The organism is Actinotignum schaalii, assembly GCF_028864145.1.
GTDB classification, from domain to species: domain Bacteria; phylum Actinomycetota; class Actinomycetes; order Actinomycetales; family Actinomycetaceae; genus Actinotignum; species Actinotignum schaalii_B.
Genome location: NZ_JARBHJ010000027.1, coordinates 26,407 through 37,930 on the forward strand (window position 1 = coordinate 26,407; position 11,524 = coordinate 37,930).

11 protein-coding genes are annotated in these 11,524 nt (G+C 61.6%); 5 read left to right on the forward strand and 6 right to left on the reverse strand.

From position 1 onward, the window contains the following. The first annotated feature begins 29 nt into the window (after positions 1 to 29). A complete protein-coding gene (gene pta / locus PWJ82_RS06750; RefSeq protein ID WP_274735977.1) occupies positions 30 to 1,724 on the forward strand; it encodes a phosphate acetyltransferase in 1,695 nt (564 codons plus the stop codon). 70 nt (positions 1,725 to 1,794) lie between these two features. Then, on the forward strand, positions 1,795 to 2,970 hold the full coding sequence (locus PWJ82_RS06755) for an acetate/propionate family kinase (RefSeq protein ID WP_274735979.1): 1,176 nt from the start codon (positions 1,795 to 1,797) through the stop codon (positions 2,968 to 2,970). 197 nt (positions 2,971 to 3,167) lie between these two features. Here the strand turns inward: PWJ82_RS06755 and PWJ82_RS06760 are convergent, their stop codons facing one another. The 6 genes from PWJ82_RS06760 to PWJ82_RS06785 all read right to left on the reverse strand — a co-directional run bounded on the left by PWJ82_RS06760 (position 3,168) and on the right by PWJ82_RS06785 (position 9,153). After that, positions 3,168 to 3,827 carry a hypothetical protein gene (locus PWJ82_RS06760; RefSeq protein WP_274735980.1) on the reverse strand — a complete coding sequence of 220 codons (660 nt, stop codon included), beginning with the start codon at positions 3,825 to 3,827 and terminating at the stop codon, positions 3,168 to 3,170. Continuing rightward, the gene (locus tag PWJ82_RS06765; protein ID WP_016443039.1) at positions 3,811 to 4,020 is read right to left on the reverse strand and encodes a hypothetical protein; all 210 of its coding nucleotides are present in this window, start codon (positions 4,018 to 4,020) and stop codon (positions 3,811 to 3,813) included. Before PWJ82_RS06765 ends, PWJ82_RS06760 begins: the two co-directional genes overlap by 17 nt. 111 nt (positions 4,021 to 4,131) lie before the next feature. Continuing rightward, on the reverse strand, positions 4,132 to 5,934 hold the full coding sequence (locus PWJ82_RS06770; RefSeq protein ID WP_274735982.1) for an FAD-binding protein: 1,803 nt from the start codon (positions 5,932 to 5,934) through the stop codon (positions 4,132 to 4,134). A 39-nt stretch (positions 5,935 to 5,973) separates the two neighbouring features. Beyond that, positions 5,974 to 6,429, reverse strand: coding sequence for a hypothetical protein (locus tag PWJ82_RS06775; protein WP_274735984.1), 456 nt, complete (start codon positions 6,427 to 6,429; stop codon positions 5,974 to 5,976). Continuing rightward, positions 6,430 to 8,130: a sodium:solute symporter family protein gene (locus tag PWJ82_RS06780; RefSeq protein ID WP_274735985.1), complete on the reverse strand. Its 1,701-nt coding sequence runs from the start codon at positions 8,128 to 8,130 to the stop codon at positions 6,430 to 6,432. Between the two features lie 3 nt (positions 8,131 to 8,133). Then, on the reverse strand, positions 8,134 to 9,153 hold the full coding sequence (locus tag PWJ82_RS06785) for a Gfo/Idh/MocA family protein (RefSeq protein WP_274735986.1): 1,020 nt from the start codon (positions 9,151 to 9,153) through the stop codon (positions 8,134 to 8,136). A 141-nt stretch (positions 9,154 to 9,294) separates the two neighbouring features. Here PWJ82_RS06785 and PWJ82_RS06790 point away from each other — a divergent pair, with 141 nt between their 5' ends. The 3 genes from PWJ82_RS06790 to PWJ82_RS06800 are packed head-to-tail and all read left to right on the forward strand — an operon-like array spanning position 9,295 to position 11,391. Then, the gene (locus PWJ82_RS06790; RefSeq protein ID WP_274735988.1) at positions 9,295 to 9,663 is read left to right on the forward strand and encodes a GntR family transcriptional regulator; all 369 of its coding nucleotides are present in this window, start codon (positions 9,295 to 9,297) and stop codon (positions 9,661 to 9,663) included. Beyond that, entirely contained in the window at positions 9,660 to 10,493 is an 834-nt protein-coding gene (locus tag PWJ82_RS06795; protein WP_274735990.1) for an ABC transporter ATP-binding protein, read from the forward strand. Before PWJ82_RS06790 ends, PWJ82_RS06795 begins: the two co-directional genes overlap by 4 nt. Further along, positions 10,486 to 11,391: a hypothetical protein gene (locus PWJ82_RS06800; RefSeq protein WP_274735992.1), complete on the forward strand. Its 906-nt coding sequence runs from the start codon at positions 10,486 to 10,488 to the stop codon at positions 11,389 to 11,391. Before PWJ82_RS06795 ends, PWJ82_RS06800 begins: the two co-directional genes overlap by 8 nt. Positions 11,392 to 11,524: the final 133 nt, after the last annotated feature.

Genomic DNA, 11,524 nt, shown 5'->3' on the forward strand with positions numbered 1-11,524 from the left:
CATCTGCCCGCAAGATGTGAGATTATTTGATGGGATATCCCGGCGTGGATACGCCTATTTTTTCAAGGGTCCTCACGGGCCGGAAGGATAAGAAAGTGACCTACAGCGTATATTTCACCGCGGTAGAAGGCAATGCGGGCACCCAGGCGGTTGCCAGCGCCTACGTTGATGTACTCACCTCCACTTACAAGAACGTCGGGGTGTTCCGGGCGTTCACCAACGGAAATATCGAAAATGACTCCGCCTTCCTTCAGCTGCTCGACCAGGTTGGCCGCGGCGAGGATCGCGATATCGCCTGGGGTTCGAGCCGGCAGGCTTACGTGGCTGACGAAGAAGAGGCCATGACCCAGCTGGTGAATCGCTACACCGATTACGCCCAGAACTTTGATGCGGTGCTCATTCTCGGCATTCTGGACGGGGATCCCATCAATCCCGGGATGCTTTCGCGTACCGGCCGCACCATCGCCAACCTGGGAACCACCGGCATCGTTGCCGTTTCGGCGGCTCAGCGCAGTGCCGCGCAGGTGGAGGTTGTGGCCCAGCTTTCCGCGAAGGAGATCGCGGATCGGTACGGCACCCTGAGCGCCCTCATTGTTGTTGACGCTGATGAGACCGTCCCCACCACCATGCGTGACCTGGGCATTCCTACTATTTACCTCCCCGATGGTCAGGCGCGTTCCTTTACCGATGCGGATCGGGCCATTCTCATCGCCGCGATGGAAGAGGAATCCTCGGTTATCACCCCGCTGTCTTTCCAGGCTTCCCTGGCGGCCCGGGCCCGCAAGGCAAAGAAGCGCATTGTTATGCCCGAAGCCGAAGATGACCGCATTTTGCTGGCCACCGCCCAGATCCTGGCTCGCGATATCGCGGATATTACGCTGGTCGGGGACAAGGATGAGGTTCTCGCCCGCGCAGCTGAGCTCGGGGTGGATGTATCCGGTGCGGAGATTATTTCCCTGGGCGATCCGGAGCGGGTGCGCCGCTACGCGGAGAAGTTCGCCGAGCTGCGTGCCAAGAAGGGCGTGACCTACGATCAGGCCGTGGAGAAGATGAAGGATCCTTCCTACTACGGCACCATGATGGTCTACATGGGCGATGCCGATGGCATGGTTTCGGGAGCGAATCACACCACCGCGAATACCATTGTTCCCTCCTTCCAGACCATCAAGATGAAGCCCGGCACGAAGACTGTCTCCGGTGCTTTCCTCATGCTCATGGATGATCGCGTCTACGTGTACGCCGATTGCGCGGTCAATACCAATCCCACCCCCGAAGAGCTGGCCGGCATCGCCATCGATTCGGCCCGCACCGCCCAGCAATTCGGTATTGAGCCGCGCGTGGCCATGCTCTCCTACTCCTCGGGTACCTCCGGGAAGGGACCGGATGTGGATGCGGTTCGGGAAGCCACGGAGCTCGCGAAGAGTCTCGCCCCTGAGGGCGTGCTTATTGACGGACCGCTCCAGTACGACGCTTCGGTGGATGCCGCGGCCGCGAAGAAGAAGCTGCCGAATTCCCCGGTAGCCGGCCGTGCCACGGTCTTTGTTTTCCCGAATCTGAATGCCGGCAATATCGGCTACAAGGCCGTGCAGCGTTCTTCGGGCGCGGTGGCCGTAGGCCCGGTGCTCCAGGGCCTGAATAAGCCGGTCAATGACCTTTCCCGCGGCGCGCTCGTGGAGGATATCGTCAATACCGTGGCGATTACCGCGATCCAGGCGCAGGAATAAGCTGTATCCAGCATTACACTGAAGTTATAGGGGTGGGCCTCCACCCGGTCACAGACACAAGGAGATCATTTTGTCCGTTCTCGTAATTAATTCCGGCTCCTCCTCGATCAAGTACAAGGTCGTGGACCCCGAATCGGGTGAGGAACTCGCCTCCGGCCTCGTGGAGCAGATCGGCCTGCCCTCTGGCCACGTCAAGCACGAACACGGTGAGGACGTGCGCGAATGGGAAGGCCCCATTCCCAACCACGAAGTCGGTATGGAGAAGGTGCTCGAATTCTTCGATGCCGCCGGCCCGTCCCTGCATGATGGCTCCATTCGCGCCGTCGGGCACCGCGTGGTCCAGGGCGGGAAGTATTTCGATGGCCCGGCCCTCATCACCGATGCGGTACGCCAGAAGATCGAAGAGCTCCAGCCGCTCGGTCCGCTGCACAACCCGCCGGCCCTGGAGGGCATCAAGGTGGCGCAGCGCCTGCTCCCGAACGTCCCGCACGTGGCGGTTTTCGATACCGCCTTCTTCCAGAGCCTGCCGGAAGAGGCCGCGCGTTACGGCCTCAACCGCGAGATTGCCGATAAGTATGAGATCCGCCGCTACGGCGCTCACGGCACTTCGCACCAGTATGTGTCCGGTGAGGTAGCAAAGTTCCTCGGCCGCGATGATCTCAAGCAGATCGTGCTGCATATCGGTAACGGCGCTTCGGTTTCCGCGGTGGATTCGGGTCGCGCGGTGGAGACCTCCATGGGCCTGACCCCGCTGGAGGGTCTCGTCATGGGTGGGCGCACCGGTGATATTGATCCGGCCGCCGTCTTCCACCTGGCTCGCGAGGCGAAGATGTCCATCGATGAGATCGATAAGCTTTTCAACCGCCAGTCCGGTATGGCGGGGTTGACCGGCTCTTCCGATCTGCGTGACGTGCACGCCATGGTGGAGAAGGGCGATGAGAACGCGAAGGAAGCGGTGGATATTTACGTCCATCGCATCGTCAAGTACATCGGCTCCTACACCGCGATTCTTGGCGGCTTGGATGCCCTGACCTTCACCGCCGGCGTGGGTGAGAATGACGATATTATCCGCAAGGAAGTCCTTGACCGCCTGGCTCCCTTCGGTGTCAAGTACGATGCCGAAAAGAATGCCACGCGCTCGAAGAACGCGCGGGAGATCTCCACGGAGGATTCCACGGTGCATGTGCTCGTGGTTCCTACCAATGAGGAGTTGGCTATCGCCCAGCAGGCTATGACGCTCGTCTAAGCACGCGCCCGTTATTTTCGGGTACGACGACGCAGTGGGGGGAGTAACCGTTCCGGTTACTCCCCCGGCTTATTTGGCTGTGTGGTGATTGAGGAGTGACTGCTAGCTGGGGCTGGCACCTATTTTCAGGGCCAGGGCCATTAATTCGCTACCGGTTTTCGGGGGCCGGGGCTGCGACCCGCTTCCGGAGGTGGCGTTCATGACTCAAGGGCTTCGAGTGCACTAGCGCGGTTACGCCGCACCGCGGCCCGCAGCTGGATATCTTCCCATTCCCATATACCTTGGTGGAGTGCTTCGCGTGCCTGTGGTGCGCACGCCACCCCGAATTCGTCAATAACGAAAAGCAGAACCTCTTCCAGGCAAGGACGGAACCTGCGCCCACCCACCGGGAAATGAACATCAGCAATTCGAGGAGTACGAGCCTCATTCTTGATGCGCCGGCGCGACCGGCGGGAATGACTACCGCCCAAGACCAAGGCATGTGTCCACTCGTCACGATGGGCATGCACCTGAACATGCGCGCACGGAATACTTGAGCGTGGTGAGCGAATATAATCCCACCGCACCAGCGGCTCACTGCTTTTTGCTCCTCGGATGACCGAGAACGTCGAATTGTCGACCGTGAGTAAACCTGTCTCTGGATCAAGGAAAACCACGTAATCGAAGCGGACTACCAGAGTGTGGGGGAAGGAGATGAGCCCGGTGATATTCATGCCAGGTTCACGCCCAATTGTATCCGTTTCAATATTCACCGATGCCGTCTCATCCAAGAGACGGCCTAAGCCCACCAGATAATTAGCGAACATTTCGGTTTGGAACTCTAGGCCCCCACGTGGATTATCACGGTTCTCGGCCATAGCGAGCCACCCTTTCGTAATAATCCAGGCGCTCCATTTCCCAATAGAGTTCCCTTTCCTCCGGTCCGAGCTGGTAATCATCAGCGCGCCGGTCGAATTCTTCCCGGGTCATCCTGACCTCACGCAGGATCTCTTCTTTCCTCTCCAGAACCTGTTCAAGAGAGGTGTAGGTTCGCCCGTACGTAATTCCCATAGTTGCAACCTCCGTTCTTTGCCGCCATTCTCGCATGGCGTGGAGGCGCACAAAAGACCTCTATGCAACCCTGTGGATAGAGGTAGCGTTTGGCGATCCTGTGGATGACTTCTAATCCGTTGCGACTCGCTTCCGAATGAGGGTAATGAGCTCGGGAAGCACCGTGTAGAGGTCTCCGACGATTCCGTAATCGCAGAATTCGAACATTTCCGCTTCGGGATCATTATTGATCACCACGATGACACCGGAATCCGTGACTCCCGCGGTGTGATGCGGCTGGCCGGAAATACCGATGGCGATATACAAATCCGGGGCGATAACCGTGCCCGAAAGCCCCACGTAGGAATCACGCGGGAGCCAAGCATCACCTTCGGCCAGCGGGCGGGTTGCCCCTTCCGCGGCATCAAGCACCTCGGCGAGTTCATGGAAGAGCCGCAGGTCCTCCTTGGCGGCGAAACCGCGGCCGGCACCTACCACCCGGGTGGCGGTGGCCAAGCGCCGCTCGGACACATCTTCCGATTCAGCTGCCGTGATCCGTGCCGGCGCTATCGCGCCGGCCGGAGCCGCCACCTCAGATACCGGGGTGCTGTCAGCTCCAGCACAAGCCGCCGTACCGGGAAGCGAACCGATAACGCCCACGAAGGTCACTCCCGCGCGCGCGTAGGTTTCCAAGGAGATAGCGCCGAAACGCCCGCTGACCACGTGTTCGGCGCTGACTTCACGCACATCGGTGAGGATGGGCCAGCCGCGCCGGCCGGCGATCTCCCCTCCCAGCGCGCGTTCGCTCGGCTCATTGGGAACCAGCACAATATCCCCGGGCTGGGCATCCACGAGCTCGGTGAGCACCGCGCTCAGGGCCTCGGCCGGCACATCACTCGGGTGCGTAATAACCTGCACGCTGGTCGCATCCGGGAAGCCGGGCAGTTGCCCACTTTCCGGAGCCGTTTCACCTTCGGGGACAAGGGCAATCACATGAACTGCATCGAAGCGGCGCAGGGCCGGAAGGAAAGGCGAAATAGTGGCACCGGCCGTAATAACCCATACCGCGTGCTCCGGGGCGGCGCCGGTAGCAGAAGAAGCTTCCGCGCCGGGAGTCCCGGCAGCGTTGGGGGCGGCGTCGTCGCCAGAAATGCCCGTGGAACCGGCGTTCGGCAGCAGGCCGCGGCGATCCAAGATCCCGACGAGTTCAGCCACGGCACCGGGGCCGTCGAGGATTTGGTGGAGGCGAGGTTGGACGGGCGGGACCGCGCGCGCGATGGGGTCAAGGGTGCGCCCTTCCATATCGCCGAGGTCGGCGGCGGTGAGGAGTTGTGCGGGCTTTTTGGCAGCGTCGAGGATATCTTTCATGGCCGGGACTTTGACGGCCGCGGCATCGGACGTGACAGCGATAACCACCGGGCCGCTCACGCGCACCTCGCGGCGCTGCCCGCCAGTGTGCTGGGTGAGGAGGAGGTCCTCCCCCGCCGTGTTGATGGCTGAAACATCCTGGAAAGACGGCCAGCCCAGTGCCCCGGCGATTACGCCGGAAACCATCTTCGAGCCTTCGTCGGTGGAACCCGGGCCGGTGATAAGCGCCGTGATGGTGCCATCGCGCTGGACCACCCGCGCCAGGGCCTCCCCCACCGCGGTGGAATTCCAGCTGGTGGTGGCATCATCACTCACCACGAGGAGGCGATCCGGGCCTTTGGAAAGCGCGTTCTTGCGCAGCGCCGGAGTGCCGATGGAGTCGGGACCCAGGGTGATGCCCACAACCTCGGTGCCCAGGGCGTCGCCGAGTTCCCGCGCTGCCCGCATGGCAACGGCGTCGTCGTCGCTAATGGAGAGGCGCGCGCCGCTCCAATCCACCACACCGGAGTCCAGAACGTGCGCTGAACGTGGATCACCGGCAATTTTGTAGGCAACCGCAATGGTCATAAGTGTCCCCTGACGTAGTCGTTAGGCTTGCACATTATCTTAGCTCTCCCGCGGCGCGGTGGGCTGCTCGGGATCCAGCGTCCCCGCGGTGGGCTCCGCGAAGGATTGGTTCGACGACGCTGCCCCCGGCTGTGTGGAACCTGGCTGCCCATCCTCATCGGGCAGGCGCGAGCCCAGGGCTTCGGAAAGCACCTGCGGGGCCGCGGCGCTGCGACCGGCGAAGAAGAGCGCCACAAGGATCATCGCCAGGCCGGTCCAGAGGTTGAGGTTGATTCCCGCGGCTTTGGCCAGGTCTTCCTCGGTCACGAAGAAGAGCCCGTAGCCGGCCAGCATCGTGCCGAAAACCCCGAACATGATGGCGATCCAGGTGCGCAGGTCGAAAAGCGAGAGTCGCCCGAGGCGTGCCTCGGGAAGGTGAGGCTCAGCCGCCGGCACCGAAGCTGGCGCGGCGCCCAGCCGCGCTGCGTCGTCGTTCATATCGTCGCGTCCCTTCATTTACAGCACCACATTGAGAACCGTGCACACCGCGAGCACCGCGATACCCAGCGGCACCGGCTCTTCCCACCAGTGCAGTTTTTCGCCGGTCAGGGCGCGTTCGCGGGCTTCGGCCACCCGGGCTTCGTGCAGTTTCGGAGCCGGCCGGGCGCCCTTAATATCCATTTTGACGCGGCCCCACACCAGGCCGTCGAGTTCCTCAATCGGCTTGGGGCGCGTGAACTTCGTGACGAGCACCGAGACAATGAAATCAGCAATAAAAGCGACACCGGAAGCCGTGAACGAAGCCGCCTGGGAGGAATTGAAGGCCAGCAACCCGTTCGCGTAACCCAGCTGGATAAACCCGGCGCCGGCTGCGCCCGCTACCAGGCCCCACAGCCCGGCCTGCGGACTCATGCGGGCCCAGAACATTCCCATAATGAACGTGGCGAAAAGCGGGGCGTTGAAAATGGACTGCAGCATCTGGGTGTAGTCCTGAATATTGGAGAATTCCGCCGCGATAAAGGCCGCTCCGATTGCGATGAGCACCCCGATAATCGTCAAGCGCCGCCCGATTTTAATGTAGTAGGTGTCCTTGCGGCCCGGGCGCACGTAGGTTTCCCAAATATCGTAGGTGACCACGGTGTTAAAAGAAGAAACATTCGCGGCCATCCCGGCCATAAAGGCCGCAATCAGCCCGGCCAGAGCCATGCCCAGCAGGCCGTGCGGGAGCACCTCCCCCATGAGGGCCGGGAAAGCCTCATTATGCGTGATCTCCCCGGTATGCAGTTGCGGAATGAGGACCGCGGCGATCAGCCCGGGCACGATAATAATAAGCGGCAAAAACATTTTCGGGATCGCCGCGAGAATCGGGGTCAGGCGTGCGGAACGCATATCTTTGGCGGACAGCGCGCGCTGCACCTCGGTGAAATTCGTGGTCCAGTACCCGAAGGAATTCACGAAGCCCATCCCCAGCAGCAGCGCGATCCAATTCCCGTACGGGTTCGTGGTGTTCCCCAACCCGGTTCCGCCCCACACATCCAGGCCGTTCGGGCCGAGCACCTGGGTTTCGTTGAGGGCGCCTACCAGACCGGCCGGCCCGCCCACCCGCGCCAGCCCGGCGATGGTGAGCGGGGTGAGCACCGCAACGATGAGCAAGAATTGCAAGACTTCGTTGTACATGGTGGCGGTGAGCCCGCCCATCACCGTGTAGACCAGCACCACGCCGGCCGCGATAATAATCGAGGCCCACAGCGGCACCCCGATGAGCACGTTAATGAGGAGCGCGAGGGCGAAAAGGTTGATTCCGGCCACCAGGATGGTTGCCACCGAGAAAATTACCGATTGGTAGAGGTGAGTGGGCCGGTCGAAACGTAAACGCAGGTATTCGGGAACCGAACGCACTCGCGAGCCGTAGTAGAAGGGCATCATAATCAGCCCGAGGAAAACCATGGCCGGAACCGCGCCGATCCAGTAGTAATGCACCGTGGGCAGGCCGTATTGAGAGCCGGAGGCCGCCATTCCGATGAGTTCGACCGCCCCGATATTCGCGGAGAGGAAGGCCAGTGCGCAGATCCACGCCGGCAGCGAGCGCCCGGAAAGGAAAAAATCTTCCGAGGTATTGACCTTGCGCCGGGTCACCACGCCGATAATAAGGACCAGCACCAGGTAGAGCACCACGAAGCTGTAGTCGAAAGCGCTCGCGTCGAGCCGCAAATCCATGCTCTAGCCCTCAATTTCGGCCAGGGACACCACGCGGTGCTCGCGTTGCGATAACCGCACGGCTTCGGCGATACGTAGCGAGGCGACGGCGTCATCGACCGTGGCGGGAATCTCCCCGCGGCCCGCAACCACCTCCAAAAATGCCTCGATTTCACGTTCGTAGCAGGCGGCGAAACGGGCAATGAAATCGACCCAGGCGGCTCCTTCCGGATAGGAGACCCCATCCTCCAGGGAACGCACCGGCAACTTGTTATCGAAGCCGACCGCGAGTGTCTGCTTGGTTCCGTGCAGCTCCATGCGCACGTCATATCCGTGGCCGTTAAAACGTGAAGATTGCGCGGTGGCGAGCACATCACCTTCCAGGCGCAGCACCGCTGCTGTTTCGCATACATCCCCGAAATCGCGGAAATCGGCCAGGCCCAGATCGGTGCCGAAAGCCATGACCTCGGTGACCTCGCGCCCGGTGACCCAGCGCAGCATATCGAAATCGTGGATGAGGCAGTCGATGTAAATGCCGCCCGAAGCGGCCAGGAATTCGCGAGCGGCCGGGGCCTGGTCCATGGTCCCCATGCTCAGGCGGCGCAGCTGGCCCAGACTTTCTTCACGCACCGCCGCCCGTGCCCTGGTATAGGCGGTATCGAAGCGCCGCTGGAAGCCGACCTGGATGCGAGCCTTCTGCTTGCGAGCTGCCTCGCGCACTTTCAGAGTCGAGGCCAGCGAGGTGGATACCGGCTTTTCGGTGAACATAGGTATGCCCAGCTCCATGCCGCGTAGTAGCTGTTCGGCATGCACATCCGTGGGGCTGGTGAGGACGAGGGCGTCCAGGGTGGTGTCCGTGAGGGTGGCCTCCACGCTGGCTTCACTGATACGGGCGCGAGTTGCAGCCTCAGCTTCCAGTTCGGCGACGACGGCAGCACTGCGCTCCGGCTTCGGTTCGGCAATAACAAGTTCATCAACACGGTGGGCGAGAATGCGCGCGTGCATAAGCCCGGCGCGACCCGCTCCCAGTAAACCAATTTTCAACAGGGATTCCTTCCAAACGTGACATTAGCCTAAAGCAATTTCACCCACACCGAAGAGACTCGCGTCACACATGGGTCAACTTGCGCCTCCGTCGGTTCTATGGTTCATTAGTTGTGTAACTAACCAAGGAGGGAGGGCGTGATGGAGTTCAGTTCAGCGGTGCCGATCTATGTGCAGCTGGCCGAGGATCTGCGTCGTCGTATTCTCTCCGGCGAACTCAGGCCCGGAGAAAAGGTCATGTCTACCACCGAATACGCCGCCACCTACCGCATTAATCCCGCCACCGCGAACAAAGCTTTTTCCCTCCTCGTGGAGGAAGGAATCCTGGAAAAGCGCCGCGGCATCGGCATGTTCGTGACCGCGGGTGCACAAGCGGCCCTGCGCGAGCGCGGGCGCGCCACCTACCTGAGTGAGACCCTCGCCCCGGCACTCGCCGCGGGCCGGGCACTCGGCCTCAGCCCCGCGGAAATATCCGCACTCGTCTCGACCTATTGGGAGGAGAACCAATGATTAGCATCGAGAACCTGAGTTTCAGCTACCGGCGCGGGGCTCGCGCCCTCGATGATCTCAGCGTGGAGATCGGCCACGACACCATCACCGGTCTTTTCGGCCGCAACGGCTCGGGCAAATCCACGCTCGGGATGCTCATCGCCGGGCTCCTCCCGATTCGGCGCTCCCGCGGGCGCGCCTCGGGAAACATTTTTATTGACGGGCATCCGGTGGACGAAAATCCGGAGGTTATGCCGGGGGTGGCCTATATTCCCGCTCGGGTGGAGGTGATTTCCGGTTCCCCGCTCGCCATGACGATGGATCTGTGGCGGATGGCCCGCCCCACCTGGGATGAGGATTTCGCCCGGGAGCTATTCGAGCTCTTTGAGCTGGATCCCGCCCGCGTGATTGACGGGCTCTCCGTGGGCCAGCGCTCCACATTTTCCGCGATTCTGGGCCTGGCATCGCGCTGCCCCATCACTATTTTCGATGAGGTTCACCTGGGCATGGACGCGGTCATGCGCGAGCTGTTCTACCGGGTTTTGCTCAGTGATTTCGCCGAGCACCCCCGCACCATCATCCTCTCCTCCCACCTGCTTGAGGAGGTGGAGAACCTGGTGGATACCGTGGTATTCCTGCACCGCGGGAAACTACTGGAGGCCGGGGATGCCGATGAGGTTCGCGCGCGCCATTCCACCGATAGCCTCGCTTCCCTCACCGATGTTTTAGTGACGACGACGCTCTCCCCCGCCCAGCGGGCCCGCCTGGCACAACCGCTGGGCGCGCAGGCGCCCCGGGCCGGAAGCGCGGAAGCATCCACCCGCACCCCGATTGGAGTAGATCATGATTAAGCTGTATCACCGTATTAATTCCGCGATTGAACTCACAGCCCGGCGAGTGATCGGATACCGAGGACTCTTCTCCTACTTCTACCGGAGCTTCTGGCTACTCACGGGGTGCGCACTGGTCTTCATGAGCGCCTTGGCCCTGGCCACCAATAACCTCCCACATATGGCCATTGAAGGAATTGATCACGGCTTCCTTAACTGGATCGTGCTCGCCTGGGTCTGCCTAGGAGTGGGAATGGTTCTGGTAGCTATGCTCTCCACGATTGCCGTGCGAGCGCACCTACAAGCGGGAACCACGCGGCGGCAATTCTTCAATGCCCTGGCCCGGGCTGCCGTGCGGATGAGCGCTGAATACCTGGCGGTCACCGCAGTGCTCCTCTTTATCACGCTGACCTTTATACGCAGCGCGAATGGCTCCAGGCTCCTCAATGGTGCTACTTTGGTGAACGGTAACGCGATGGAATCGGGCAGCGTGTGGTTCACACTTATTCCCATGTGGCCCGGCCTTCTCGCATTTTTCTTCACAACCGTGCTCCTCACCACCTTCTTCCTGCGCTGGTCGTTGAGCACAGTGGCACGGGCAGCTGCTGTGCTCATTGCCTTCTTTGCCGGGCTCTCCCTGATCGGATACCTCATCGGGGTGACCGGGCTGGGCGGATTTATCGGCCGCCTCTGGCTTCCCCATTGGGAACGCTTCGGAACCTGGGCGGCCCGCACCGGTACGGATTTCGCGCATTGGGTGGGGCGAGTGAGTGACTCTATCGGCTTCACGGATTTCCTCACCGCCAATCGGGCCTTCATGGCGATGATTGGTTTCATTCTCATCTTCGGTACCTGCGCGCTGATCGCTTGGGCGCTGGCGCGGCGTTCCACCGGCCGCTTGCATCTACTGCGGCTCTAACTGGAAGCGGGACTGTGCTGCGGGGGCCGCGTTGCGGGGCCGGCCGCCCCGCGGCGCTGGCCCCCCCGCGGCGCGCGCCCCCCCCCCCCCGTCTCACCCCATGTGTTTTTGGGGTTTGACCGAAAACCCACAT

What these genes read in the sequence shown, in the direction of transcription:
- PWJ82_RS06790 (WP_274735988.1), top strand. Translation starts at nt 9,295, where the DNA reads ATGGAGTTCAGTTCAGCGGTGCCGATCTATGTGCAGCTGGCCGAGGAT.
- PWJ82_RS06765 (WP_016443039.1), bottom strand. Translation starts at nt 4,020, where the DNA reads ATGGGAATTACGTACGGGCGAACCTACACCTCTCTTGAACAGGTTCTG.
- PWJ82_RS06795 (WP_274735990.1), top strand. Translation starts at nt 9,660, where the DNA reads ATGATTAGCATCGAGAACCTGAGTTTCAGCTACCGGCGCGGGGCTCGC.
- PWJ82_RS06770 (WP_274735982.1), bottom strand. Translation starts at nt 5,934, where the DNA reads ATGACCATTGCGGTTGCCTACAAAATTGCCGGTGATCCACGTTCAGCG.
- PWJ82_RS06800 (WP_274735992.1), top strand. Translation starts at nt 10,486, where the DNA reads ATGATTAAGCTGTATCACCGTATTAATTCCGCGATTGAACTCACAGCC.
- PWJ82_RS06775 (WP_274735984.1), bottom strand. Translation starts at nt 6,429, where the DNA reads ATGAAGGGACGCGACGATATGAACGACGACGCAGCGCGGCTGGGCGCC.
- PWJ82_RS06760 (WP_274735980.1), bottom strand. Translation starts at nt 3,827, where the DNA reads ATGGCCGAGAACCGTGATAATCCACGTGGGGGCCTAGAGTTCCAAACC.
- PWJ82_RS06780 (WP_274735985.1), bottom strand. Translation starts at nt 8,130, where the DNA reads ATGGATTTGCGGCTCGACGCGAGCGCTTTCGACTACAGCTTCGTGGTG.
- pta (WP_274735977.1), top strand. Translation starts at nt 30, where the DNA reads ATGGGATATCCCGGCGTGGATACGCCTATTTTTTCAAGGGTCCTCACG.